Annotated in this window: 28 protein-coding genes, 1 pseudogene and 2 riboswitches; of the genes and pseudogenes, 17 read left to right on the top strand and 12 right to left on the bottom strand. The window is 39.3% G+C overall.

Going from position 1 to position 24,332, the window contains the following annotated elements; translation table 11 throughout:
* Positions 1-358: 358 nt before the first annotated feature.
* A complete protein-coding gene (locus AC623_RS11785; protein ID WP_442853570.1) occupies positions 359-625 on the bottom strand; it encodes an excalibur calcium-binding domain-containing protein in 267 nt (88 codons plus the stop codon).
* A 290-nt stretch (positions 626-915) separates the two neighbouring features.
* Complete coding sequence (locus AC623_RS11780; protein ID WP_049662680.1) at positions 916-2,070, bottom strand: acyltransferase family protein; 1,155 nt, start codon at positions 2,068-2,070, stop codon at positions 916-918.
* Between the two features lie 426 nt (positions 2,071-2,496).
* Here AC623_RS11780 and AC623_RS11775 point away from each other — a divergent pair, with 426 nt between their 5' ends.
* A complete protein-coding gene (locus AC623_RS11775) occupies positions 2,497-2,892 on the top strand; it encodes a hypothetical protein (protein ID WP_049662679.1) in 396 nt (131 codons plus the stop codon).
* A 101-nt stretch (positions 2,893-2,993) separates the two neighbouring features.
* Positions 2,994-3,641: pseudogene (locus AC623_RS21075) on the top strand (DUF3885 domain-containing protein).
* Positions 3,642-3,711: 70 nt separating this feature from the next.
* On the opposite strand, the gene AC623_RS11770 reads toward AC623_RS21075, so the two are convergent.
* Complete coding sequence (locus tag AC623_RS11770) at positions 3,712-4,575, bottom strand: AraC family transcriptional regulator (protein WP_049662677.1); 864 nt, start codon at positions 4,573-4,575, stop codon at positions 3,712-3,714.
* A 255-nt stretch (positions 4,576-4,830) separates the two neighbouring features.
* Positions 4,831-4,916, top strand: a riboswitch (cyclic di-GMP riboswitch).
* Positions 4,917-4,971: 55 nt separating this feature from the next.
* On the opposite strand from AC623_RS11770, the gene AC623_RS11765 reads away from it, so the two are divergent.
* A complete protein-coding gene (locus AC623_RS11765; protein ID WP_049662674.1) occupies positions 4,972-5,184 on the top strand; it encodes a hypothetical protein in 213 nt (70 codons plus the stop codon).
* Between the two features lie 418 nt (positions 5,185-5,602).
* Positions 5,603-5,694, top strand: a riboswitch (cyclic di-GMP riboswitch).
* Positions 5,695-5,751: 57 nt separating this feature from the next.
* Positions 5,752-6,054 (top strand): hypothetical protein, encoded by a 303-nt coding sequence (locus AC623_RS11760; RefSeq protein WP_049662671.1) that lies wholly within the window; start codon positions 5,752-5,754, stop codon positions 6,052-6,054.
* 1,105 nt (positions 6,055-7,159) lie between these two features.
* Here the strand turns inward: AC623_RS11760 and AC623_RS21500 are convergent.
* Both AC623_RS21500 and AC623_RS21770 read right to left on the bottom strand, forming a co-directional pair.
* Entirely contained in the window at positions 7,160-7,321 is a 162-nt protein-coding gene (locus AC623_RS21500) for a hypothetical protein (RefSeq protein ID WP_156187035.1), read from the bottom strand.
* Between the two features lie 156 nt (positions 7,322-7,477).
* Positions 7,478-7,624, bottom strand: a complete 147-nt coding sequence (locus AC623_RS21770; protein WP_197090966.1) for a hypothetical protein — start codon at positions 7,622-7,624, stop codon at positions 7,478-7,480.
* Positions 7,625-7,815: 191 nt separating this feature from the next.
* On the opposite strand from AC623_RS21770, the gene bioW reads away from it, so the two are divergent.
* The 4 genes from bioW (at position 7,816) to AC623_RS11740 (ending at position 11,318) form a co-directional block, all read left to right on the top strand.
* A complete protein-coding gene (bioW, locus tag AC623_RS11755) occupies positions 7,816-8,607 on the top strand; it encodes a 6-carboxyhexanoate--CoA ligase (RefSeq protein WP_049662670.1) in 792 nt (263 codons plus the stop codon).
* Positions 8,594-9,781, top strand: coding sequence for an 8-amino-7-oxononanoate synthase (gene bioF / locus AC623_RS11750; protein ID WP_049662668.1), 1,188 nt, complete (start codon positions 8,594-8,596; stop codon positions 9,779-9,781). Before bioW ends, bioF begins: the two co-directional genes overlap by 14 nt.
* 33 nt (positions 9,782-9,814) lie before the next feature.
* A complete protein-coding gene (locus tag AC623_RS11745) occupies positions 9,815-11,038 on the top strand; it encodes a cytochrome P450 (RefSeq protein WP_049662666.1) in 1,224 nt (407 codons plus the stop codon).
* 70 nt (positions 11,039-11,108) lie between these two features.
* A complete protein-coding gene (locus AC623_RS11740) occupies positions 11,109-11,318 on the top strand; it encodes a cysteine-rich CWC family protein (protein ID WP_331456995.1) in 210 nt (69 codons plus the stop codon).
* Between the two features lie 19 nt (positions 11,319-11,337).
* Here the strand turns inward: AC623_RS11740 and AC623_RS11735 are convergent, their stop codons facing one another.
* The 7 genes from AC623_RS11735 to AC623_RS11705 form a co-directional block, all read right to left on the bottom strand.
* Positions 11,338-12,126, bottom strand: coding sequence for an STAS domain-containing protein (locus AC623_RS11735; protein WP_049662662.1), 789 nt, complete (start codon positions 12,124-12,126; stop codon positions 11,338-11,340).
* A 299-nt stretch (positions 12,127-12,425) separates the two neighbouring features.
* A complete protein-coding gene (locus tag AC623_RS11730; protein ID WP_049662661.1) occupies positions 12,426-12,644 on the bottom strand; it encodes a DUF5342 family protein in 219 nt (72 codons plus the stop codon).
* Positions 12,645-12,798: 154 nt separating this feature from the next.
* Positions 12,799-13,350: a PepSY domain-containing protein gene (locus AC623_RS11725; RefSeq protein WP_049662659.1), complete on the bottom strand. Its 552-nt coding sequence runs from the start codon at positions 13,348-13,350 to the stop codon at positions 12,799-12,801.
* A 190-nt stretch (positions 13,351-13,540) separates the two neighbouring features.
* Positions 13,541-14,092 carry a PepSY domain-containing protein gene (locus tag AC623_RS11720; RefSeq protein WP_049662656.1) on the bottom strand — a complete coding sequence of 184 codons (552 nt, stop codon included), beginning with the start codon at positions 14,090-14,092 and terminating at the stop codon, positions 13,541-13,543.
* A 68-nt stretch (positions 14,093-14,160) separates the two neighbouring features.
* A complete protein-coding gene (locus AC623_RS11715) occupies positions 14,161-15,510 on the bottom strand; it encodes a HAMP domain-containing sensor histidine kinase (protein ID WP_049662654.1) in 1,350 nt (449 codons plus the stop codon).
* A 3-nt stretch (positions 15,511-15,513) separates the two neighbouring features.
* Positions 15,514-16,197, bottom strand: coding sequence for a response regulator transcription factor (locus tag AC623_RS11710; RefSeq protein WP_049662652.1), 684 nt, complete (start codon positions 16,195-16,197; stop codon positions 15,514-15,516).
* A gap of 95 nt (positions 16,198-16,292) precedes the next feature.
* A complete protein-coding gene (locus AC623_RS11705; RefSeq protein ID WP_231603491.1) occupies positions 16,293-17,237 on the bottom strand; it encodes an urea transporter in 945 nt (314 codons plus the stop codon).
* 562 nt (positions 17,238-17,799) lie between these two features.
* Between AC623_RS11705 and AC623_RS11700 the strand changes: the two genes are divergently transcribed.
* The 9 genes from AC623_RS11700 to AC623_RS11660 all read left to right on the top strand — a co-directional run bounded on the left by AC623_RS11700 (position 17,800) and on the right by AC623_RS11660 (position 24,269).
* Positions 17,800-18,102, top strand: coding sequence for an urease subunit gamma (locus AC623_RS11700; protein ID WP_049662648.1), 303 nt, complete (start codon positions 17,800-17,802; stop codon positions 18,100-18,102).
* A 24-nt stretch (positions 18,103-18,126) separates the two neighbouring features.
* Positions 18,127-18,450: an urease subunit beta gene (gene ureB, locus AC623_RS11695; protein WP_049662647.1), complete on the top strand. Its 324-nt coding sequence runs from the start codon at positions 18,127-18,129 to the stop codon at positions 18,448-18,450.
* Complete coding sequence (ureC, locus tag AC623_RS11690; protein WP_049662645.1) at positions 18,447-20,159, top strand: urease subunit alpha; 1,713 nt, start codon at positions 18,447-18,449, stop codon at positions 20,157-20,159. The genes ureB and ureC overlap by 4 nt, the downstream gene beginning before the upstream one ends.
* Before the next feature lie 10 nt (positions 20,160-20,169).
* Entirely contained in the window at positions 20,170-20,625 is a 456-nt protein-coding gene (gene ureE, locus AC623_RS11685; protein ID WP_049662643.1) for an urease accessory protein UreE, read from the top strand.
* Positions 20,618-21,304 (top strand): urease accessory protein UreF, encoded by a 687-nt coding sequence (locus AC623_RS11680; protein WP_049666564.1) that lies wholly within the window; start codon positions 20,618-20,620, stop codon positions 21,302-21,304. The genes ureE and AC623_RS11680 overlap by 8 nt, the downstream gene beginning before the upstream one ends.
* A 32-nt stretch (positions 21,305-21,336) precedes the next feature.
* Entirely contained in the window at positions 21,337-21,948 is a 612-nt protein-coding gene (gene ureG / locus AC623_RS11675) for an urease accessory protein UreG (RefSeq protein ID WP_049662641.1), read from the top strand.
* Between the two features lies 1 nt (position 21,949).
* Positions 21,950-22,774, top strand: coding sequence for an urease accessory protein UreD (locus AC623_RS11670; RefSeq protein ID WP_049662640.1), 825 nt, complete (start codon positions 21,950-21,952; stop codon positions 22,772-22,774).
* 159 nt (positions 22,775-22,933) lie between these two features.
* Positions 22,934-23,602 carry a HoxN/HupN/NixA family nickel/cobalt transporter gene (locus tag AC623_RS11665; RefSeq protein WP_049662638.1) on the top strand — a complete coding sequence of 223 codons (669 nt, stop codon included), beginning with the start codon at positions 22,934-22,936 and terminating at the stop codon, positions 23,600-23,602.
* Positions 23,603-23,666: 64 nt separating this feature from the next.
* Positions 23,667-24,269 (top strand): PadR family transcriptional regulator, encoded by a 603-nt coding sequence (locus tag AC623_RS11660; RefSeq protein WP_049662636.1) that lies wholly within the window; start codon positions 23,667-23,669, stop codon positions 24,267-24,269.
* Positions 24,270-24,332: the final 63 nt, after the last annotated feature.

Here is a 24,332-nt window from a genome sequence, read left to right as displayed (position 1 = left end):
ACTCTTCTCCTTTCTTCTCCACCTCGTATAATAGAGATCGCCTGATTCACGTTGCCTTTTCCATCCGCTCTAATTTAAAGTGACCCTTCATCTATTCATCTCATCAGCTTTGTCGACGTCTATTGAATCATTATGGTGATTGCCTATTTCTTCATACCTTTTTCGACTTTCCCATCTACAAGTGAATTTTTTCAATTTCGCAGTACCACAGCCTTATTTCAAACAACACGATGACATGAATAGCAGCTAAATAACAGCATTTAAAAGCAAAAAAATAATGAAGCGGGTGAGCTTGATTGAAGGCTCATCCGCTTCATTATTTTTATTGTCATCGATTATCATGCTCCCAATCTACTGTTTATCTTTCACAAGCAATGCCGTCTTTATCTCTATCTAATGTTGAATTAGCATGATAAAGTGCCGCTGAAATATACGGCTTATACTTTGTTTTTCCGCCTTTATTTTTTACCTTCGCATCTTTCGCTACACCGCCTTGATAAGCTTTATTCAGCTCGGTGCAGTTTTTGTAAGACGCTGCAGCTGCATCGGTTGAAGAGGGAGAGACTGCTGATAGGCCTAAAAGTAAAGTTGAAGATACAAAAAGGGCAGCAATACGTTTCACAATCAATCGGCTCCTTATAAGTTTAGTAGTAAAGTAATTCTCTAACAGGTTTTGAAGAAGATTAATCATTTTTTGACATCTTCCGTAATATATCGATAATACCATTTATTTACTGGTGTGAAAACAATAGATGAATAAAAAGTTCTATTTATTTAGCTTTCTCTTAATGTTTATACATAAAAATTGGGGTGATTCTTTAAAATTGTACAGGCCCTGAAAAAGATACCCTATAAAATTGAGGTTTTCGCAAATCGATCGCTCTGGCAAGTAGACTGGCCTGTTCATCTTTCTCATTACATCAAATTTTTTAAGTAAGGGAGTCTTCGCCAAACAAATTGGCTAATCAGAAAGCTAAAGACGATCCCTAAAACGGATGAAAGTAAAAATTGCGATACAACGGATAGTGAAAGTGCTGCCAAGCTGTATTGAAGAGCAACGACAACCGGTACATGAAGAAAATAAACAACAAATGTATTGGATGCCATACTTTTCAATAAGTGATTAGAACGGCTTCTCATTTCTCTGAATAATGTAACCAGTCCAATAATAAGAGAGATGCAAAGAAATGCTTCCACAAAAGACTTGGCAAGCGATCCTATATTCCAGCCGCCTTTTGTTAAATAAGGGAAAACGAAGCTTCCGCCAAAATATAAAATAACAGTCATTACTAATCCCGCTGCTAGCCAGAGAAAGCCTGTTTTACGAGGAAATGTGAACAGCCAGTTACGCTCGTAAGCTAGAATTCCTAAAAAGAAGAAGCTGGCATAGTGTGGAACGTGAGCAAATTCTGCTTGAATAATGCCTAAAAATCCAATCCAGCGATCAATTGGGAACCAAATACGAATGACGAATGTCACTAGAGCAAGAATAATTAAAAAGAAAATAATCTGCCAAGTATGAATTATCGTGGGCGGCTGTTTTTCTCTCGGCATTGGCACTAGCTTCCTCCACCATACGAACAGTAGAGTATAGACAAGCAGATGCTCTAAAAACCACAAATGCCCAAACTGCATATCTGGCCATGATGGCCCGGTCCAATGTGCAGGCTTTTCCCCAAAACCAAAAAAGATCTGACTGTAATAAGTAAAGAAAGAAATCGGCTCGTAACCGCGAAAATGTATGTAATACACGTACATTAAAACCGGCATCATGATAAAAAAGCCTAACAATAAAGGAATGCCAATCCGCTTAAAACGTTCAATTAAAAAACGGCGTGGTCCTTTTCTGGCAAACGAAGCTGGTACAAAATAGGCGGATAAAAAGAAAAACAAGCTCATAAAAAAGGCTGCATTGACAGTGAAAAATCGTCCCAGCCACGGAATCGACTCAGCTGATTGAAAGTACCACCAGCCGCCTGGCCCATATGCTTGCCCGGCATGATGGACGATTACTAGCATGATCAGGGCGATTTTTAATTGATCGATAAAATCTAGTCGTTTTTTCTCCAAATGAATAATCCCTTCTTCCTATAACATTTTTAGTTAAATGGTAACAGATAATGAAGAGGTTGGAAATATTTTTATGTGGCGGCAAAACATTTGAGCGTCCACTTAAGAACTTAGATAAGAGATCGATCACAAAGATGGAGCATCTATAAAATTATTTTATGACAGTAGAAAAATTAAATAACCACCCCAAAAAGTGAAATGAACTTTAAAAGAGCAGTTCCATCATGTCTAGTAAAAGAACTTATAGCTGAATATAGAATAAAAAAGCTCTCCTTATAGATATGTCCACTTACAATATGGATTTACTTCGGGATGTTAAGGGATTGACTATGAGCTGGTTTGTGTTTTAATGGCAAGGGGCACGTATAATTGGCAGAAATTGAACCGTGCAATTCTTATTGAGAAGTTTGTCCAAGGTGGTATAGTATGAAAAAGAAATATTGCTTGCTGAACTTTATTTTATGTTCAGGTTTTATTCTTAGTTCTATTCTCTTATTGCTTATGGCATACAAAGGTTTTGATGGACCGTATGCATTTAAATTTATAGCAGGCTATCTTATTTATCTTTTTATTATGGCAGTATATCTCTTGGTAAGAATGCTGATAAATCTAAGAAAGTTAAATAAGATTGAGATTAGGAGAAGACTATTTAAGTTTATAAGTTTGTTCCTTTTACTTAGTGCCATAAGCTATATGCTTAATTATTTTTTCTGGCCGGCGAAGAATCAATCTTATACCTTTTTATTTTCAGCGTTAGGGTTTTCTTTCGGGGGAACTTTTATCGGTTCCCCTTTCTTTAGAGAGGAAGAATCAAAATTGTAATATGTTCGATGGATAATGTAAAAGTAAATTAACGGTGTTTCCTAAAGGGAAGAGAAAGGCTATCATCGATAGCCTTTCTCTTTTACTAGTGAGGGCTAAGGATGAAATTAGACGATTATATGCACAAAGCCTTTCCTCATTTAGCACTTCGGCCGCCTTTATTTTAAAACTGGGAGAATTGGCATTCGTTTTGAGTTAGGTGAGGACTATGACTCTGACGAAGTGAAGTAGACGAAAATTGTTCTTATTTACAAGGAGTCTATGAAAGAGCGGCTCGTTTATTTGAGTCTTTGCGTGTACCTGACGATTCTATTTACGTGGTAGTAAATGTTAACGATTTTGCGGATAGTCATGCTTTCAAACATAAATTAAAGACCTTTTCTCAGTATGTAAAGGAGAGATCTTCTTTGTATAAGTTACATCATTATGTAATCCCTTATATTTTCCCGGATGACGATGAAGATAGAAGGTTTAGAACTCATTGATTTACTTTACCATGCAAAACATCCCAGCTTAGATACATTTCGATGTTAAAAGCAATTTGCAAACACGATCTAGGGATACGGCCAAGTATTTTTCGCTGAGTCTATTTCATAAATAGGGATAAACAGACAATTTTTCATATATGTGATGGTCGGGGCTGTGATGTAGTAGCCGCCTCGCCTGAAACGATTAAGGGAATTTATAAAAGGTACAATGGCTGGATATTAGATGATGATAGAAACAAAATTGATCAAGTATTTAAATAAGGGAAACACCAGGAAGCTGGCGTTTCCCTTTAAGCGGATGAAAAAATGGCCAATAGTATAGAATCTTTTCTTATTTAATCGGGACCCAAATTTCATTATAAGAATTTGAACGATACGGATAAGGGTCTATATAAGCTTCGAATGAAGCAGCTTCAGCTGGTTCATATCCATTAGAAGGGAACCATTCCGAATAAATTTGTTTCCAAGTTTCTATAATAGCACTGGGGACTGGTCCTTCTACTTCAAAAACAACCCACTTAGCTGCTGGGAAATGAATAGCTGGCCATTCAGCCGATAGGTCTTCCGCGTTGCATTCCACAGCAATCCAATAGTCCGTTGTATTTTCTTTTTCATTAAAGTTCGAACAAATTCCTAACAACCCTTTAATGTCTCCATTGTTTAATTGCAGCAAGCGGTCAGAAGTTCCATTTCTATTCATCTCCTCCCAAAATTCCGGTATGCCGGGAATTCCGACGTTCTCGGTGTTATTGGCAAATAGGCGTTTCATTCCTACTGCTTTGAAAGCATCTCGTGTGACGATACGATAGTTCATTGGTTCTGCTCCTTTCAAATTCACTTGAATTGCAAGACGGTTATAAGATCGCAGCTTTCCGACTTCTTTCCGAACTTCACTCGGTGCTATACCGTGCTGCTTACGAAAAGCTTTTGAGAAAGATTCCGGAGTGTCATAGCCATACTTCAAGGCAAGGTCGATTATTTTAATGCTAGTATTAGACAATTCTTGGGCTGCTAATGTTAAGCGGCGGCGACGCAAATATTCACCAACGGACATATCAGTCAAAATCATGAACGTACGCTGAAAGTGAAAAGGAGAAATATTCGCCTGTTTGGCAATCTCTTCTATGGTGATTTTGTCTGTTAAGTGTTCTTCCATATAATCAATTGCCTTTTGCAAGGATTCTACTAATGCCATAGCCTTCAACTCCTTAATCTAATTATAATCATTGCTTTGTTTTCATCCTGTTATTTTGTGCTCTCAGGGGACAGCTTGAATGATAGAGCCATCATCTTTTGGGAATAATTATGTGAATATAATTTTTTGCGAGATCGCTGATTAAAACAACCTAGAAAATAATTTTCTTACGGGGAGTATTGACCCTGATATCATTTTCCTATAAGATTCTTATGATATTATCATTATTTTGTTTGCGATGATAGAACGTCAACCTAATGATAAAGGCAAACTTATCGAAAGGTAAGGACGCAAAGCCACGGGTCTAAGATTGGTTAAATTATGATAGCCGGGCTGCCAAATAGGAAAATTAGTACCCTATTTGGTGACAATACGTTTAAAAGTAGGGGGCTAGTTATGCAAGAAGAATTAAAAGAAAATATTCAAAAATTTTACACTTTAATGGAGGCTTATCCAGATACTCCTGATTCAGCGTTTGATTTTGTTGTTTTTTTACGATCATTCCTTAGGATAAAATCACCACTTCCTTTGCCAACAACAGAGGTTATGACAGTCCTTAAAATACATAAACCAGCGGTGTTTTTTTCTTTAAGAGGAATGGCAAAGTAGAATGACATGCTCGGATTTTTAACCGCGCTATCGACCGATTTTGAAGCGGCCGAGCAAAAACTAAAAGGCTTATTGGAAATGAATTAAATAATCAATATAAATTGCCAGCTTTTTATAAAAACGGCACTGAGAAAGGAAAAAAATACAAAGCTGAATTAAAAATTTCATAAAGCAGCCGAAGGAAAGACGTGGGTATATACAATGGCAGCCAGTACGTTACGATGTGCTGGCTTTTTAAGCTTGCAGCAGCCTAACTAAATGTCTTTCTGTTGATAGAGGTGCTTGTTTCAGCGGGCGGATTTATTTAGCAGAAGAAAGAGGCAATATACACGGATAGACAAATGATTGACCTGAATGATTTTATTGATATAATTCTTACAGTATTATTATTTTGTATATAATAATACTAAATTATTTTTAATGATAAAGGCAAACTTATCGAAAGGTAAGGACGCAAAGCCACGGGTCTAAGGTTCACAAGCTCTGAACAATGACAGCCGGGCTGCCAAGTAGGAATAGGCTTCCTTATTTGGGTAATTACACGATTGAAGGTAGGGACCAAACTTGATGGAAGAGAACAAAGAACTAAGCAAAAGCATTCAACAATTTTATGAGTTATTAAAGAGGTGTCCAGATAATACCGAAGCTGCTTATGATTTTGTAGCTTACTTACGATCCTTATTAAAAATACAATCGAAAGTGCCTTTGCCAGCTAATGAAATTATGACGCTATTAAAAAAATATAAACCTCATGTGTTTTATACGTTAAAGAAAATGGCTAAAAAGAATTTGATGCTCAATATTTTGACTGGAGTACCTGCAAATGTAGACGCTGCTGAAGAAAGGCTAAAAAAACTAGCCAATAGTTAATGATTCAATAAACACTACACCTCGAAACACATAAACAATCAATCTAAAAACAAGTCATTAAAGCTAGCTGTCTGGCATAAAACCAAAACAGAAAGAGGCATCACTCTTAGAAGAGGTGCCTCTTTCTGTTTTCCGGCAGATAGGGGAGGACCTTCCCGAGAAAACAGAGAGAACTTATAATAATATCAAATTTCAATGTGTGAAAAATTCAAATATTGACAAACCTAATTCTAAACGATTAGCAGCCTTAGTTTTAATGAGCCTTTCTTTAAATAGTCATATCTATCGGTTTTCAGTTAACCTGTATTGCCTATTTTCCAATAATCCTTATTAAGGAAAAGAATACATTATCATTAGGTTATATAAAAAGGTAGCGATCTGGGGCATTAGGCGGATCAGAATTCTCAAGCAGTTCCTTCTGCCTTAGTTGTATTAGGTTAGGCATTGGCAAAGAGGGAGAGCCGCCTGTTCACAATCCTCGTATGCATCAACAGGAAGAAATGTTCAAATACGGTTCGGCCTTACATGCCAATGTGGTGATGGAATGGTTCCCAACATAGATAAAAATAAGATTAATTAATAAATAAACCGAGAAGTATTGTATATAAACTTCTCGGTTTATTTATTCTTACAAACTTCGGCGGTATACAGCCGGGATTTATATCTTTACATGCTAATGAAAATCGGTGTTACGGAATAGGGGAAGAAGCCCAGTCTATCGATTTTCTTCTTCCTACATAAAAGAGCTTGGCTGCAGCTTTACGCAAAATGAAAAGAATTAAAAAGCAATCTTTATTCCGAATAGCCTTTTCAACGAAGTATGTATTGCTAATCATGTTTGGGATCATTTATATAGAGCAAAAATGATTGATTTCTGTTTTCTCAATTCCTTATAAAAACTGAAACTAACTTAGCGTGGAGAACTATGTGCTGTGAATAACTGAAAAATGAATGGCATTGGGTCGGAAGAGGGAGCTATAAATTAGGCTTTCGTTCTATTTTGTAATAAGTAAAATTTTTTATTTTTTACCTGAATAATAAGGAACGACGAAAGTGACACCTTCTAAAGAACCAGTAACGGATTAAAAGGTGTTTAAGAAAACGATTATGGGTGGTGCTCACCATTTTCGCTGCTAATGACAGAGCATAACAGCAAAATATCTTGATGAATTTCTTTCCTAATGGACTCTTTTGGACAGCCATAGTACTCATCTATTAACTTACCTAGCTCCTTCATGAATATAACCAATTCAGAGTCAGAAATCATCCGAAGTCCTCCTTTACTACCTAGGTAATTAAGTCTATATTACCATTCGATTTAGAGTGAAGACAAGTTAGAGGGAGTAAACAGACCTATATAAGGGAGGGGAAATAGCCATGCCCTTTCATCCGAATAGAAAACGCCAAAAAACAGGCGTTTTAATTACTTTTTATTGATCTTGCCATCATTGCCCTTATCAATTCCGGTTGCGTTATTAATGGTTTGCATAATTAAATTTAGCCCTTGGTCCATTGCATTCATTGAATCAGCTTTTTGACCAATTTTTTTATCCTTTGTCTGTCTTTTCATCCTTACCACTCCTTAACATATAGTGTTTGCTGCAGGCTGAAAAATATTCACAAGAAGTAAAAGGGTAAATAAATTACATTGACATTTTTAATGGTTAATTGTTAACCTTTTATAAAATAAAGTTTACAAAAGTGTAATTCGTAGAAGCAGGGGGATTACATGAACAAACGACAAGGATAGGAGATAGACGTATGCAGCAGGAAAGATATTATAGCGTGAGAATGAGAGCGGCTAGGAATGAAACCCATGAAGGCGACGGAAAGCACATCTCTGGAGGAGAGCTGCTTTCCACCTACAATAATATAAAACAAGCTGTAAACGCTTTATTGGATAAGGCTTTAATTCATTCGCGAGGGAATCCCGATTTTATGCAGATTCAGTTTGAGGCGATTACTGAACCTATTGAGTGTATTCCTCCACTTACAATTAAAACGCATGAAGTAGAGTCGGCAGACAGGGGACAGGAATTGTCTCAGGAGCTGTTAGCAAAGGCGGGTATTCAGAGGAAAGTGATTGAAAAGGCCTATCGTTACTTAGCGGATTATTCAAATATGAGAGGGGCTATGTTAGTGGATGTCCATTCAGGTGAACGGGTGGATGATAGAGGAAGTAAGGGTGTACGGGTTTCTCGAATGGATTGGTTAAATGATAATTTTGAAAAATGGGCCGCTCATTATGGGCTTCCTAATCAATCTCGAATAAAAGAGGCTCTTATCCTGGCTTCAAAGGTAAGTGCCCATCCAGCGACCGTAGCCGAATTATGTTGGTCGGATGATCCAGAGTATATCACTGGTTATGTAGCCAGTAAAGAGATGGGCTACCAGCGCATTAACAAATTAAAAGAATATGGGGATGAACAAGGCTGCCGTATCTTTTTTGTAGATGCTTCAAGAGAATGGGATCACTATCTTTACTATTTAGAGAAGCAGCCAGTATTTATTCATTGGGAGGGCAAAAGAGGTGGCGAATATGAAGCTGGATGAGTGGTTAAACGGCCGATTAGATAAAACAAAAGAATCGGGGTTGCATCGGCAATTAAAAACGATGCATTCAGCTCCTTGCTCTAAAGCAGTAATTAACGGCAGAAAACAGCTTGTTTTTTCATCGAATAATTATTTAGGGCTGGCAAACGATGAACGCTTAGTGTATGCAGCAGAAACCATTTTGCATGAGTTTGGTGTAGGAAGCAGCGGTTCAAGACTTACGACGGGCCATACGGAGTGGCATCAAAAACTTGAAAACAAAATAGCAGCCTTTAAACAGACAGAGGCCGCCCTTTTATTCTCAAGCGGTTATTTAGCGAATGTTGGTGTACTGTCTTCCTTGCCGGAAAAAGGAGATGTTGTTTTTAGTGATCAATTAAATCATGCCAGTATTATTGACGGGTGCCGACTATCGAGAGCGGACACGATCATTTATAACCATGTTGACATGAAGGATCTTGAAGAAAAACTCAAAAATTCAGACTCCTATCACCGGCGTTTTATTGTAACAGATGGAGTGTTCAGTATGGATGGGACGATTGCTCCGCTTGACCGGATCGTGTCACTTGCTAGATGCTACGATGCATTCGTCATCGTAGATGATGCTCATGCTACAGGTATTTTAGGGGAAAACGGCAGAGGAACGAGCGAATATTTTGATGTTTCGCCAGATATAGTGATTGGTACTTTAAGTAAAGCGGTTGGGGCAGAAGGCGGCTTTGTTGCTGGTTCCAGAGTGCTCATTGATTTTTTATTAAATCATGCGAGAACGTTTATTTTTCAAACGGCCATTCCACCTTCGATTTGTGCTGCCTCTTATGCCGCCTTCGAAATTATCGAGCATAGTAAGGAAAAGCGCCGGCTATTGCTGTCAAAGATAAAACAATTAAAAAACAGTTTAGAAAAGATGGGATATACGGTAAAAGGAGATAACACACCGATCATTCCTGTGATCATTGGAGACACCTACAAGGCAGCCGCCTTTGCGGCTAGGCTTCAAGAAGAAGGAATATATGCACCAGCGATTCGTCCGCCAACAGTCGCGATCGGGGAAAGCCGTATTCGATTAACTGTTACGGCTAATCACAGCTTGAAAGAAATCGATCATTTGTTATCATCATTTCATTTGATTGGAAAAGAGCTGAATGTGATTTCAGAAGCGGCCCTTTTATAGGGAGAGTAAATTTTACAAAGATGGGGGCATAGCATGACGAACGATATAAAAGAAGAACAGGACTTCCGAACGCCAGCGTTTTCACTGTCTTCTCCTGAGTGTCTGAACAACCCTTATCCAACTTATGAGCAGCTGCGTTCCGTGCATCCTATTTATAGGGGAATGGCATTTAAGAATCCAGGATGGTATGTCACTGGATACGACGAGGCACTAATGATTCTAAAAGATGCTAGATTTAAGAATCGCATGTCACTGCCACAGACGACCCGGAAATATGAAGCGCTTAAACGCGTTCAGAGCGATATGCTGCTTTTTAAAAATGGGCAAGATCATAAACGTTTACGCCTGCTCGTTAGCCAAGTGTTTACACCGGGTGTTGTGGAAAGTTACCGCTCTTATATAGAAGAAACGGTTCATGATTTACTGGATAAGGTACAGCACAATTATAAATTGGATGTTATTGCAGACTTGGCATTTCCTTTGGCTAGTCTTGTTATTGCCAAAATAATAGGAATCCCAGCAGAGGACCGCCATCAATTCAGAGAGTGGGCTGTCAGTTTAATTCAAACGATTGACTTTACTCGTTCAAGAAAGGCATTAATAGAGGGGAATGATACGACAAAAAGCCTGCTCGTTTATTTTAAGGGACTAATCCAAAAGCGGAGACAAAATAGGAAACAAGATCTTATCAGCAGGCTGATAGAGGAGACGCAGCAAGGAGATAAGTTAACAGACGAAGAGATTTTGGCAACTTGTATTTTACTCATCATTGCCGGTCATGAAACAACGGTAAATCTTATTGGCGATTCAATGCTATGTTTATTGAATCATCCTACCCAACTAGCTAGGCTAAAGGAAAATCCATCGTTGATTGACGCCGCTGTAGAAGAATGTTTACGTTATGAAAGCCCGACTCAGATGACGGCCCGTACAGCAACGGAAGACATAGAGATCAACGGAGTTGAGATAAAACAAGGTTATCAAGTCTACACTCTGCTTGGAGCAGCCAATCGTGATCCAAAGCAATTTAACCATCCTAACATGCTGGATATTGCCCGAAATCCGAATCCTCATCTATCATTTGGATACGGAACCCACTTTTGTCCCGGTTCTTCGTTAGCACGATTAGAGGCACAAGTTGCTGTTCAAATATTGCTCCAGCGAATGGACCATCTTCAAATTGCTTCATCGGACTTACAATGGAGAAAATTACTTGGTTTTAGAGCGCTGAAAGAATTGCCCCTTACTTTTGGTTAAATAAGTCACAGAGGTTTTTCCAGGTTTGTTATACTATAAAGAAAAGAGTGATAAACCTCAGGAGGTACAAATGATGACGACAGAAACTAGTACAATTGAAAATTGCCCTATTTGCAATAGGGCTAATCATTGCTGCAATTCTATGGATAAAAACTTAGGGATTTGCTGGTGCAGCCAGGAATCCTTTCCGAAAGAGATTTTTGATCTTGTGCCTCCTGAGCAATTAAGAAAAACATGCATTTGTAAAAACTGCTTAGACCAGTTTAAAAGTCAACTTTGACCGGAGACTGGCTGGAATGTTACTTGCTTTTTTGTAAAACATACTGGATCCCTTTGTGTAAGTCGGAAAATGTCATGATGTTAAATGTTATACCCAGACTGGTAAGCGTTTGAGCTATTTCAGGACGGATCCCGACGATGATACATTCAGTCCCAAGCAGGCTGGCTGCTTCTGTTGCTTGCATAAAGTGATTGGCTACATAGGTATCTACAACAGGAACACCTGTAACATCAATTAGCACATATTCACTGTTAAATTGCGCAATCCCTTTCAATAAATTTTCTTTAATGATTCCAGCACGGTCATCGCTAATGTTGCCAATAAGAGGAAGAATACAGGCTTTTCGAAATACGGGTATCATAGGAGCTGTTAGTTTGTCCAGCTCTTCCTGTTGCCTCTTATAAGCACTTTGCCATCTTTCTGAGCAATCGTTTACTAAATGAGTGACAACAGGGTCGAACCAGCCATCTATCTCCTCATAAAGAGAGAGGATTTGCTCTCTTGATGGTTCTGCTTGTAATAAGATTTTTAATATATTCCGTCGAAATATTTGGAAAGCAGCGGTAAGGTAGTTGAGTGACCATTCTCTTTCCATTAGGTCTATGTAAAACTTTCTCAATTCGGAAAATCTTTCTGTATCGTATTTCTGTATACTGTTACTGACTAACTCAAATATTTTTTCATTTAAAGCATCGTCTTTCTTAAAGGGTTCCATATTTGGGTCTTCAATAGAGTGAATATCCTTTTTCCACTCTTTCAATAGTTCTTGTTGATGGACTTGTAATAATTTCAATATATATGAATTCACTATTATACCTCCCAATTCGGCAAGAGTTTCCCGTCTATAAAAGCTAGGGGATACTCGGTTTAACTGAAAATTTCCCGACTGAAAGACGAATGAAACATGTCACCCAAGGAAAGAGTCTAATGTACTGCCTATAGGAAGAAAAACTATAACCGCTCGTACGATGGTCACTAGAGAAAAATTCCAATCGGGGAGCCGGCTTCGTTTCTAAAGAAACGAATAACGAAAAAATGGACCTAAACAGAAAGGCTTCTTGTTTAGGTCCATTTTTTGGCTTTATCTCGATGAATAAAGCCTTCCTCTTATTGTTCTAAATGATCCGATATCAGGTCATGAACTTGAGATTCAATAGCTTCCACATGGCTGTCTTCAAGAGCTTGCTTAGGGTGGGGGTTAAACCAGTGAATCTCACCTTCATGGAAAAGGCCTTGATAGTCGGTTCCTTCAACATTTAGCTTGAATTTATGACGTTCATGAATTTGATCTTCAAACATTGGCTCTACTTCAAAGTTTTGAAACATAATTAATTCCTCCTAAATAATAATATTCTTTACTAAAGTCTCTCCCTAAATGGATGGAAGTATGCTTTTTCTTGTGCTCAAGCAAACTAAGGGAATGGCTGGACTAACGGAATGAACCGCTCTTTTTCGTTATAATGGCATTTTTTTTAGTCCTTTAATCATCTAATTCAACATTTAAAACTTTTCCGTTTTCGGCATCAACTTTTACTTCTATTTCATGAAAATTCGCTGTACTAATTTCAAACTCATACACTAAGCGGTTGTGATCATCTTCCAACTCTGCTTCAGCAACAGTGCCTTTTACCCGGTCTAAGGCGATTTTTTTCCCTTCTTCTAATGACACGTTAGGGGAGAGATTTTTCTGCTTGAAGTCTTTCTCATCAGAGTCATTTTGAGATTGAGTCTCCTCATTGTATTTCATTACTTTTCCTGTTGCTGCATCAATTTCTATGTCAAATTCCCGGTTTTGTTTAAGGATATCGACCTCGTATTTCTTGATGGCTTCATCATTTTCTAATTCAATGTCTGTAATCGTACCGCCTTTTGATGTATATAGAGCAATGTCTTTTGCTTTTGCTTCACTAATCGTATGAGAAGACGTAGTTGTTTGGGCAACTGCTGCTTGATGGTCCGTTACGGCATAAGCACCGGCTCCTAAACCTCCTATCACTAAAACACTTGTTAATAACTTCGTGATGGATGTCATGTTCAGCACCTCCTTGTTTTGTTTGTATAGTTATCATAACCGCTCAATTTTAAAGAAAAAGAAGGAGAAGTTTAAAATTGTCTTAGAAATTCCAAAGAATATTAATTAATTTGTTTTAGTGTCAGCACCTTTATTTAAGCAGGTCTAGAAGCAAAAGAACAAAAAAACCATACAGCGCCAGGCTGCACGGTTAGTCGTTTTCATCTGTTTCAAACGTGATTGCTTCGATTTCCCCAGTGTAAGCATTAATGACAACGGTCGCTTCTTTTGTTTTAGTCTGATCGATATCAACTTCATAAACAAGCTGGCCGTCTTCATGATCTAGATCTACTCCAGTAATGATCCCTTTCACTTTTTTTAAGGCAATCTTTTTCGCTTGCTCTTTTGTAATAGGAGTATTAGGGGAGGAAGTGTCCGAATCGATTGGCTCGTCGTGAGTTGTCGGTGGTTCTTCGGTTTCTTCATTTTCCTTTTTAAAAGAAAGTACTTCTCCTGTTTGGCCATTTACTATCACATTATAGAGAATTTGTTCTCTTAAAATGGTCAGTTTATAGTGTTCTTGATCATCTTCCTCAATAACATTAATTTCTTTAACTGTTCCACCATATTTTTGTTCAATCATCTGACTGACTGTGTCTTCCGAAAGGAGGGGTTCGGAGTGATGGATTCCTTTTTTCGCCACGTACCAACTACCTGCACCAACGAGGAGGGCTATTAACACAACAGCAACTATTTTTTTCATTTAATGCTCACCTCCCAAGGTGTGAAGAAATTCTCTAAAAAGCCGCAAGATCTTAAGGTCTCTGGCAATTAAACTGGAAATATAACAGTAACGATTGTGCCTGTTCCTTCCTCACTCTCAATATGAATGTCACCCTCATGGGCGGCGACAATTCTTCTAGCGATAGGCAATCCTAAGCCTGAACCGCCAGTGGATCTTGTTCTTGCCTTATCTACTCGGAAAAATCGTTCGTATACGTGAGCTAGATCATCTTTTGGAATTCCTATTCCATAATCAGTCACAGCAATCGATAAAGAAGAGGAATTGCGGTTAATAGCAATACCAATAGATGTCTCACTATATTTAACGGCATTATCCACTAAAATGTAAAGAAGTTGCTTGATCTTTTTTTCATCCGCCCTGATAAATGCATTTTCTGTGTGTATATGGATCGAGATGTTCCGTTGAAAGGCTTGTTGAAGATATTTCGCTGTCTCGCGGCAGAGAGCGGCTATATCTACTTGTTCAATCTTCAATTCCCAATGGGCATCGCCTTTCGCTAATAAAAGCATTTGCTCCGTAAGCTGTTTCATTCGGATAGACTCCGAGTGAATCGCTTCAATCGCTTCTTCCAAAATGTCAGAACGCTTCATTCCCCAGCGTTTTAACATATTTGCGTAACTCTCAATGACGGTAAGCGGCGTCTTTAATTCGTGAGACGCATCGGACACAAACTGTTCTTGCTTTTTATAATTTTCTTCTAATAAGTCCATCATGCTGTTAAATGTATTAGCCATTTGATCGAGCTCGTCTTTCGAAGAGGCAGGACGGATGATTTTTTTAAATGTTCGAGATTCCTGGATATCTTCCATTGTCTGAATAAGCGATTGGATGGGAAGTAAAATAATTCGGCTTAATAGCCGACTGCCGATAATCGTTGGAATTAAAATGGCAAGAGACGCGATAATTAAGATCAATTTCAAAATTTGTAAAGAACGCTCCACATCCGTTAATTGTTCTGTTACTTCAAGTGAAACAACGTCCCCATTTGACCAAATAACGGGGGTATGCACAATAGCATATAAGTGATTATGAATGTTTTTCACTGTTGCTCTTTCGCCATCTTCATAAGAGTAGGGGAGATCTTGTAAATCCACTTGTTCTTTGATGGCGACAAACAATGGAGTGCCTTTTGAAGGAAGAATCCTAATCATTCCACTAGGCGGTAAATAGGCACGCAATAAATTTTTTTTATTAACCGAATTGTTTGATACTTGTTTTAGCCCTTCGGTAATATTTTTGCTGTCGACCTGAAGACGGGCAACCGCATTATCGGTCATCGTCTTTTTGAAAATAAAGTAAATTGAACTATTGGCTACGACTAAAAGCACAAAAAGTAAAAGAGTTGACGTTAGAATAATTTTCGTTTGCAGTTTCATGTTCTATTCCTTTAACATATATCCGACGCCGCGAACAGTGTGAATATAAGAGGTTGGGAAGGGGGCATCAATCTTTTTTCGCAAATAGCGGATATAGACATAGACTACATTTGTATCCCCATAGTAATCAAATCCCCATACATTTGTCAGTAACTGATCAAATGTTAACACTTGGTTCGGATTTTGAAGTAAATACACGAGTAGATCATATTCCTTTGGCGTTAATTCAATTGGCTGTCCAGCTCGATAAACCTCACGTGTTTTCTCTTCTACAACTAAATCCCCAATCCCTAGTGAACGAGGCGTATTGTCATCGGACGCCGGGTGGCGCAGCCATACACGGATACGCGCAAGCAGCTCCTCAATTTCAAAAGGCTTTGTAATATAATCGTTCGCACCTAAATCTAAGCCGCTCACTTTATCAGGCAAGGCATCGCGTGCCGTTAACAAAATAACGGGTGTGTGATCATCGGCCGACCGAATGCGCCGTAACACTTCGAGACCGCTCAATTCAGGGAGCATTACATCTAGCAAAAGAAGGTCCCAATTTTCTTGCTGAAATAGTGAAAGACCTTCTGTCCCTGTATAGGCAGCTTTTGTTTCGTATCCTTCATGCTCTAGCTCTAATTGAATAAGTCGTGCGATTTTAGTTTCATCTTCTACAATTAAAATTCTTCCTTTGTTCATAGGTAATCTCCTTAATCATTAGTAGTAAGGGCTCCCTCTTAGAAAAAATTTTAGTAAACCCGAATCTCGGAAGATTCGGGTTTACTAAAAGAAGGCTATAGGTTAGGGAGAACTTTTCGAGCTCCTAAGAAAAGCCATGTACTTAGAACAAAAGGCATTGTCAGAGCTGGCAGTCCATATGGTAAAAGCCAAGTAGCTACACTGGCTGTGAATGGCACGGTTAGAGCAGCAGCTACAATCCCTGAGATGAGTCCAAAGCGGTGACGCCCTTCATTAAATACGACAGATACAGCCAGAATCGTTAAGATCGCATTGTACCCATATAACCCCATATAAATCAATGTGTGCTCTCCACCGAGCATATACGATACTAATAAAGCAACTACGTTTCCTAATACCGCATAGAAGCCGAGTTTCCAGCCGGCAAAGAAGACAGCAATGAACAGGATAATTCCTGATAACGTACTATGGACGAAGAAAATTTGCCCAATTCCGTTAAAGGCGCCCTCTGTCCAATTAATTTTTCCGGTTATATCCAATTCCCAATTGGATAAGTCCTGAGGAACGAGACCAGAAGTTAGCCGAAAGACTTTTAAACGATAAGAAGCCAGTATCATAAACCATGTCATGATGATAAACGGGAAAGTAAGTACGGGAATTCCTGTATTTTTCATTACATGCATCATTGCGGCCGTTAAGACGGCTGCAAGTGCCGCGCTGGCGAGAGCAATAATGAACTGATAAGGCCCGATTAAAAACAAAGTTAGGGCAACGCCCGTTAAGACGGAGTTGTAACCGAAAAGACCCTGGTTAACGCTTTGCCTATCGGCTCCTCCTATCATTCCAATAAATGTCCCTATAAAGGCTGATAAAAGAGCAATGATTCCTAGCGTATAAGAAAAAGTAGTGATAGCTAAAAGTATAATAAGTCCAGCTATTGCATTCTCAATCAGCATCACTTGAGAAATCCCCTTTAAGGATGCTGACAGAAAGGAAAAAAGTGTTCCCTCCGTCCATGGCTTGCGAGTAGTGTTTTGCACGATGATCTTCCCTTCTGGTGATTTTTATCTTAAACAAGCATTCCCCCATAAAGGGAGTGGTACTATTATTTCCTAATCCGCAGCTTGTTAACATGCGAAAATAAATAAATGGCTCAAATAAGAAAAAAGATAGTTTCTTTATTTCAGCCTCCGCGACTCGCCATTTCGTCTCGCTTTATATCTCCTTTGCAAAAATCAAATGTATATAACTTGATACATATATAAATTATGATATATTATGGCTTGGAAGGAATCAATCTTTGAATGTTTGTCTTTTGTGGTGGTTTTCAGCTTTGAATGACAAAATACGACAAAAGAATTGTTTTGCATGCGTACATTGATACTTTATTACTATAAAAATATTCGTATATTGAGTGTTTCTGAGACTAAAGGCTCTTGGTAATAAATTGCTAATAATCACTTGTTTGATAATCGATTCCAGGAAAGTTTAGAAAGTATTTATTGGTTTAAACAAGGGAAAGATAGGCAAGCATGATAAGGAATTTTGATTTCTTTGCAAAAAAATTAAGGTTGATAATGTGATGAAGGAGGAGGTTTCACAATGCAATTAACACCACGTGAGATAGACAAGCTCTTGATTGTGGTAGCCGCTGATTTAGCGAAGCGACGAAAAGAGAGAGGGTTGAAATTAAATTACCCCGAAGCGGTGGCACTCATCACTTATGAAGTATTAGAAGGAGCGCGGGACGGCAAAACCGTTGCTGAATTGATGGAATACGGAGCCAACATATTGACGAGTGATGATGTTATGGAAGGCATTCCGGAAATGCTTGATGATATTCAAGTAGAGGCGACCTTCCCAGATGGAACAAAACTTGTGACTGTACATAGTCCAATTAAATAAAAAGTGATAGGAGGCATATTAGAAATGGAACCAGGACAATTATTTTTAAAAGAAGAAGACATCATTTGTAATGCAGGAAGAACTGTAACGAAAGTGACTGCAACCAATACAGGGGACCGTCCGGTTCAAGTAGGATCACACTTTCATTTTTATGAAGTGAATGAAGCCCTTGAATTTAATCGAGAAGAAGCGTTCGGAAAAAGATTGAATATTCCTGCGGGGGCCGCTGTTCGTTTTGAGCCTGGTGACGAAAAAGAAGTTGAACTTGTCTGCTTCGCTGGAGAACGTCGTATCTATGGATTTAATAATAAAGTAGATGGCTCAGTAGAAAAGGGGTGTAAAGAATGAGTTTTAAAATGCCGAGAAAGCAATACGCTCAAATGTATGGTCCGACTACTGGGGATTCTATTCGCTTGGCGGATACAGACATCATCATTCAAGTGGAGAAAGACTATACAACCTATGGGGACGAAGTCGTGTTCGGCGGCGGGAAAGTAATCCGTGACGGAATGGGACAAAACCCTCTTGTCACGAGAGGAGACGGGATCGCAGATGTCGTGATTACGAATGCGGTCATTCTAGACTACACTGGTATCTACAAAGCAGATATCGGGATTCGTGATGGAAAAATTGCTGGCATCGGAAAAGCTGGTAACCCATTGATTATGGATAACGTAGATATCGTAATTGGCGCCAGCACAGAAATCATTGCTGGTGAAGGAATGATTGTGACAGCTGGCGGAATCGATACCCATGTTCATTTTATTAATCCGACACAGATTAGAACAGCATTGGCTGCAGGTCTTACGACACTAATCGGAGGCGGAACAGGTCCTGCTGCAGGTTCAAAAGCCACAACAGTTACACCTGGTGAATGGCATATGCACCGCATGCTTGAAGCAGCAGAAGGACTGCCAATTAACGTTGGATTCACAGGAAAAGGCCAAGCTGCTACGGAAGAACCGCTGGCAGAGCAAGTTCGTGCAGGAGCTATCGGATTGAAAGTTCATGAAGACTGGGGAGCCACTCCTTCCGCTCTTGACCATGCATTAAGTGTAGCTGATAAGTACGACGTGCAAGTAGCTCTTCATGCAGATACGTTGAATGAAAGCGGATTTATGGAAAATACGATGGCAGCGATTAAAGACCGGGTTCTTCATATGTACCATACAGAAGGAGCCGGCGGTGGACATGCACCGGATTTAATCAAATCGGCCAGCTATATAAACATTCTCCCATCATCAACAAACCCGACCCTGCCTTATACAGTGAATACAGTGGATGAGCATTTGGATATGTTGATGGTATGTCACCATTTGAATCCATCTATTCCGGAAGACCTTGCGTTTGCTGATTCACGTATTAGACGTGAAACCATTGCAGCTGAAGATATCCTCCAAGATATGGGTGTATTCAGCATGACGAGCTCCGATGCGCAAGCAATGGGCCGGATCGGTGAGGTCATTTTGCGTACATGGCAAGTAGCCGATAAAATGAAAAAACAAAGAGGAACGATGGAAGGCGATAAGGAGCTTGCTGACAACAACCGCGCGAAACGTTATGTGGCTAAATATACGATCAACCCTGCCATTACTCATGGTATTTCTGAATATGTAGGTTCCGTGGAAGTCGGAAAAATCGCCGACCTTGTTGTTTGGAATCCAGCCTTTTTCGGCGTAAAACCTGAAATGGTTCTCAAGAGCGGCTTTGTTGTAGAGGGCTTAATGGGAGATGCCAATGCGTCTATCCCAACACCACAGCCGGTTATTTATCGCCCGATGTATGGACAATATGGCAAAGCGCTGTCTAGCACATCCATTACATTTATTTCTCAAGCCGCTTTCGATGATAAAGTCCACGAGAAGCTAGGCTTACAGAAAATCATTCTTCCGGTTCGCGGCATTCGAAAACTAACGAAGAAGGATATGAAGCTGAATTCTGAAACTCCAGACATTACTGTTGATCCGCAAACGTATGAAGTAAGAGTAAACGGAGAGCTAATTACGTGCGACCCAGTTGACAAGGTACCGATGGGACAACGATATTTCCTATTCTGAGGTGAAAGTATTGATAGTTGAACAAATCGTAACGAATATTGAAAATATGGAGAAAGCAGAAATCGAAAAACGCCATATTGAGAAAGTCTACCTTGAAAGCGCCGATTTGGTGAAACGGATTCAGAGGGTGAAAACAGACCATAATAACGAAATCGGCATTCGTTTAAAAGACCCGCGTGACCTGGTTGCTGGTGACATTCTCTACATGGACGATAAAAATATGATTGTGATTGATGTGCTATCCGATGATTTATTAGTCATTAAACCGCGTAGCTTGAAAGAAATGGGAACGATTGCCCATCAGTTGGGCAACCGTCATCTCCCGGCCCAATTTGAAGAGAATGAAATGCTTGTTCAGTATGATTATCTTGTAGAAGAGCTGCTTCAAGACCTCCAGATTCCTTATGTACGTGAAGAGCGGAAAGTAAAACAGGCGTTTCGCCACATTGGACATAGCCATGATTAATAATACACTTTCGTTATTCCAGCTATGTGATTCTAACTTTCCGACAGGGGCGTTTAGCCATTCATACGGCCTGGAGACATATATTCAACAAGATAAAGTACATGATCAAGAATCATTTTTGCAGTGGCTGCGTGTGTATGTGAATGAGCAGCTCGTTTATTCAGACGGGCTCGCCTGCCGTCTTGTGTATGAAGCGCTCGATCAGAAAGACCATCAAAAAGTATGGAAACTTGATCGAATGATAACCATGCAAAATTTGCCGAGAGAAACACGGGAAGGTACTCAAAGAGTAGGAGAACGGATGTTAAAACTAGTGGAATCTCTTTATGAGATTCCCGTTTTATCCGAATACGGTGAACGCATTAAGCAGGGGCAGTCTTTTGGTCATCCAGCGATTGTCTTCACTATTGTCGGCCACCATCTCGGTGTACCAGCATCTACCACTATTTTATATTATTTATACTCGGCTGTTTCTAGCCTCGTGCAAAATGCAGTACGGGCCATCCCTTTGGGCCAGACAGCAGGCCAGAAAATCATCCAGCAATTTCAGGATGTCTTGGCAGAGGCGACTGCGAAAGTAGAGGCAATGGATGAAGAAGACTTTGGCATTGTTTCACCAGGACTAGAATTATCTCAAATGCAGCATGAACGTGTGAATGTCCGCATTTTCATGTCTTAATATTGATTACTAGATTAAAGGAAGTGTTTTTAATGGAACCTATCAAAATCGGAGTAGGAGGACCTGTAGGAGCAGGAAAAACCGCTTTAGTTGAAAAGTTAACCCGTCACATGCAGGATGAAATCAGCATGGCCGTTGTGACGAATGATATTTATACAAAAGAAGATGCCAAATTCTTAATGAATAACGGTGTGCTTCCGGACGATCGCATCATTGGTGTAGAGACAGGCGGATGTCCTCACACGGCGATCCGTGAAGATGCTTCCATGAATTTTGCGGCTATTGATGAATTGAAGAAGAAGCATCCAGATGTTGAGCTGATTTTCGTGGAAAGCGGAGGGGACAATTTGGCGGCTACATTCAGCCCTGAACTTGTTGATTTCTCTATCTACATTATCGACGTGGCTCAAGGGGAAAAAATTCCTCGTAAGGGCGGGCAGGGAATGATCAAGTCAGATCTGTTCATTATCAATAAAACGGATTTGGCTCCTTTCGTCGGGGCAAGCCTGGATGTTATGGCATCTGATACAAAAGTGTTCCGCGGTGACAAACCCTTTGTTTTCACCAATTTAAAAACCGATGAAGGTCTTGATCAAGTCATCGACTGGATCAAGAAAAATGCACTCTTAAAAGGGCTTGAATAACATGCAGGACTGGACAGGGATTTTGCGTTTAGAAGCGGAGGACAGGAAAGGGAAAACAGTTGCAAAGAATGTCTACTTCCAGGGGGCATTTAAGGTCATGCGTCCGATTTATCACGATGACTCCGGCCAGCCTTGTTATTATATTTTAAACCCAGGCGGAGGCTATTTAGACGGAGACCGCTATAGAATGCAAATCGCCCTGGACAAGCAGGCGAAAATGACGCTGACTACACAATCGGCAACGAAAGTATATAAAACTCCTAACAACTATGTGTATCAGGAGACAGAAATTTCTCTTAAAGAAGGAAGTTATCTTGAATACATTCCTGATCCGCTGATCGCGTATCGACACGCCCGCTATAAACAAAAAAATATCATTCGCATGGAAAAAGGGGCAACCTTCCTTTATTCGGATATTCTCACTCCGGGATGGTCTCCTGAGGGAGATAAATTCAGCTATGACACGCTTCAATTAATCAATGAACTCTATGTAGATGACGAGTTAGCGGTATATGATCATATTAAGCTGAACCCAAGAAATCAGGATATGAATACAATTGGATTTATGGAAGGCTTCTCGCATTTAGGGTCTATGATTGTGGTGGGTGAGCAAACGGACAGTGATCTTCTTGACCGGCTGCATGAGGCCATTCATGTCAACACAAATGAATATAGAATTGGATTATCGCTGTTGCCGGTTCCGGGATTTACCATTCGTGTGCTGGCTAACTCGACACAAACAGTAGAAAGACTATTTACTGAATGTCATCGCATAATTAGTGAAGAATGGTTTAACAAACGTCCTAGCTTCCTAAGAAAATATTAATGCTGAAACCCGGCAATCCAATATGATTGTCGGGTTTTTACAATTAAATTCTATATCACCAAATCACTTAAGTTTATTAAGCTTTAGGCAAAATGAAGATTAATTTTCATAGGGACAACATAGTTATTTGTATAAGAGAAGGTTTGGAGGAGAACTTCTATGGGGGTTACGTTATTTTCAGTTTTAGCATTAGGTTTTGTCTTAGGGATTAAGCATGCGATTGAACCTGATCATGTGATTGCCGTATCGACCATCGCCAGCCAAAGTAAAAAATTATGGCACGCATCTCTAGCGGGAGTATTTTGGGGAATTGGGCATACCGCTACTCTTTTCATTATTGGGGTTATTTTAATCCTCATGAAAAATAATATTTCCGATAAATGGTCTATGTCATTGGAATTTCTAGTGGGAGTTATGCTGGTCTACTTAGGAATTGTCAGTATCGTGTCCTTCAGAAGAAAGGAAGAACAATCTTCGCAAGAGTATGGACATTCCCAACCTGTAAATAAAAGAAGATCCTATAGCAAATCTTTAGTGATTGGTCTTATCCATGGACTGGCAGGAAGCGCTGCAATGGTTTTACTTACAATGGGTACTGTACATTCTGTTTGGCAAGGTGCCTTATATATTTTAGTCTTTGGGTCAGGAACGATTGTAGGAATGTTAATCTTTACAACGGTGATCGGTCTTCCTTTTGTGCTGAGTACGAAGCAAACAACAATTAATCAGTCGCTTACAATGATTGCCGGTGTCATTAGCACAGCTTTTGGGCTATATTATATGTATAATCTAGGGGTTACCGAGGGTCTATTCTCTCTTTGGTTTTAAGATAAACGATCCCAGTGATCCTAGATAAATAGAATTTATTTAGTTCACAGGGAAGGGGAAGTGTATGAATACACTCGGATATGCAATTCTTAGTTTGCTTAATCAAGATTCTTGTTCTGGATATGACTTGGCTGATTATTTGGACTCGATCTGGCCGGCTAAACACAGTCAAATTTATCCTACACTCGCAAAGCTTCATAAGAAAGGCTTGTTAGCGTTTGAATACGTGGAACAAATAGGAAAGCCAAATAAAAAAGTATTTTCAATTACGGAAAAAGGAAGAAAAGAACTAACAAAGTGGGTGTCTGAAATACAATTTTCCTCAGTCACTCGAGATGAATTTCTTATCAAGGTACATTCGATTGGGTTATTAGATATGGAAACGGCTAAAAAATTAGTGGAAGAGCGGATTAATCATATTGAGAAAAGCATCGTTTTAGAACAAGCCAGCACTAGTATAGAGGAAAAAGACGAATTAGATAGAAATTCAACAGATTTTGCTAAACATATTTTGCATGAGCGGAAGATAAGATTGGAAAAAGAAGAAATTTCATGGTGTCACTGGGTTCTTGATCTATTGAAAAAATCGAATCCGAAGCGGGTTTTGGTGTGGTTGATCGGTATAAAACAATTTGATTTAGGTGTAGTTGAAAGAATGCTGTTCTAATAGACTAGATTAAGTATGTAAGATAAAAAAAGAAGTTCTTTATCCCTTACGTTTAGTGTGCCT

Origin of the sequence: Bacillus sp. FJAT-27231 (assembly GCF_001183975.1) — a bacterium.
In the GTDB taxonomy this organism is placed as follows: Bacteria; Bacillota; Bacilli; order Bacillales; family Domibacillaceae; genus Pseudobacillus; species Pseudobacillus wudalianchiensis.
The sequence above is the reverse complement of the archived record's forward strand: the minus strand, read 5'-3'. Positions and strand labels throughout refer to the sequence as shown.

Coding starts and splice junctions, on each gene's coding strand:
- AC623_RS11775 (WP_049662679.1), top strand. CDS start 2,497: ATGAAAAAGAAATATTGCTTGCTGAACTTTATTTTATGTTCAGGTTTT.
- AC623_RS11770 (WP_049662677.1), bottom strand. CDS start 4,575: ATGGCATTAGTAGAATCCTTGCAAAAGGCAATTGATTATATGGAAGAA.
- AC623_RS11765 (WP_049662674.1), top strand. CDS start 4,972: ATGCAAGAAGAATTAAAAGAAAATATTCAAAAATTTTACACTTTAATG.
- AC623_RS11760 (WP_049662671.1), top strand. CDS start 5,752: ATGGAAGAGAACAAAGAACTAAGCAAAAGCATTCAACAATTTTATGAG.
- AC623_RS21500 (WP_156187035.1), bottom strand. CDS start 7,321: ATGATTTCTGACTCTGAATTGGTTATATTCATGAAGGAGCTAGGTAAG.
- AC623_RS21770 (WP_197090966.1), bottom strand. CDS start 7,624: ATGAAAAGACAGACAAAGGATAAAAAAATTGGTCAAAAAGCTGATTCA.
- bioW (WP_049662670.1), top strand. CDS start 7,816: ATGCAGCAGGAAAGATATTATAGCGTGAGAATGAGAGCGGCTAGGAAT.
- bioF (WP_049662668.1), top strand. CDS start 8,594: ATGAAGCTGGATGAGTGGTTAAACGGCCGATTAGATAAAACAAAAGAA.
- AC623_RS11745 (WP_049662666.1), top strand. CDS start 9,815: ATGACGAACGATATAAAAGAAGAACAGGACTTCCGAACGCCAGCGTTT.
- AC623_RS11740 (WP_331456995.1), top strand. CDS start 11,109: ATGATGACGACAGAAACTAGTACAATTGAAAATTGCCCTATTTGCAAT.
- AC623_RS11730 (WP_049662661.1), bottom strand. CDS start 12,644: ATGTTTCAAAACTTTGAAGTAGAGCCAATGTTTGAAGATCAAATTCAT.
- AC623_RS11725 (WP_049662659.1), bottom strand. CDS start 13,350: ATGACATCCATCACGAAGTTATTAACAAGTGTTTTAGTGATAGGAGGT.
- AC623_RS11720 (WP_049662656.1), bottom strand. CDS start 14,092: ATGAAAAAAATAGTTGCTGTTGTGTTAATAGCCCTCCTCGTTGGTGCA.
- AC623_RS11715 (WP_049662654.1), bottom strand. CDS start 15,510: ATGAAACTGCAAACGAAAATTATTCTAACGTCAACTCTTTTACTTTTT.
- AC623_RS11710 (WP_049662652.1), bottom strand. CDS start 16,197: ATGAACAAAGGAAGAATTTTAATTGTAGAAGATGAAACTAAAATCGCA.
- AC623_RS11700 (WP_049662648.1), top strand. CDS start 17,800: ATGCAATTAACACCACGTGAGATAGACAAGCTCTTGATTGTGGTAGCC.
- ureB (WP_049662647.1), top strand. CDS start 18,127: ATGGAACCAGGACAATTATTTTTAAAAGAAGAAGACATCATTTGTAAT.
- ureC (WP_049662645.1), top strand. CDS start 18,447: ATGAGTTTTAAAATGCCGAGAAAGCAATACGCTCAAATGTATGGTCCG.
- AC623_RS11680 (WP_049666564.1), top strand. CDS start 20,618: ATGATTAATAATACACTTTCGTTATTCCAGCTATGTGATTCTAACTTT.
- ureG (WP_049662641.1), top strand. CDS start 21,337: ATGGAACCTATCAAAATCGGAGTAGGAGGACCTGTAGGAGCAGGAAAA.
- AC623_RS11670 (WP_049662640.1), top strand. CDS start 21,950: ATGCAGGACTGGACAGGGATTTTGCGTTTAGAAGCGGAGGACAGGAAA.
- AC623_RS11665 (WP_049662638.1), top strand. CDS start 22,934: ATGGGGGTTACGTTATTTTCAGTTTTAGCATTAGGTTTTGTCTTAGGG.
- AC623_RS11660 (WP_049662636.1), top strand. CDS start 23,667: ATGAATACACTCGGATATGCAATTCTTAGTTTGCTTAATCAAGATTCT.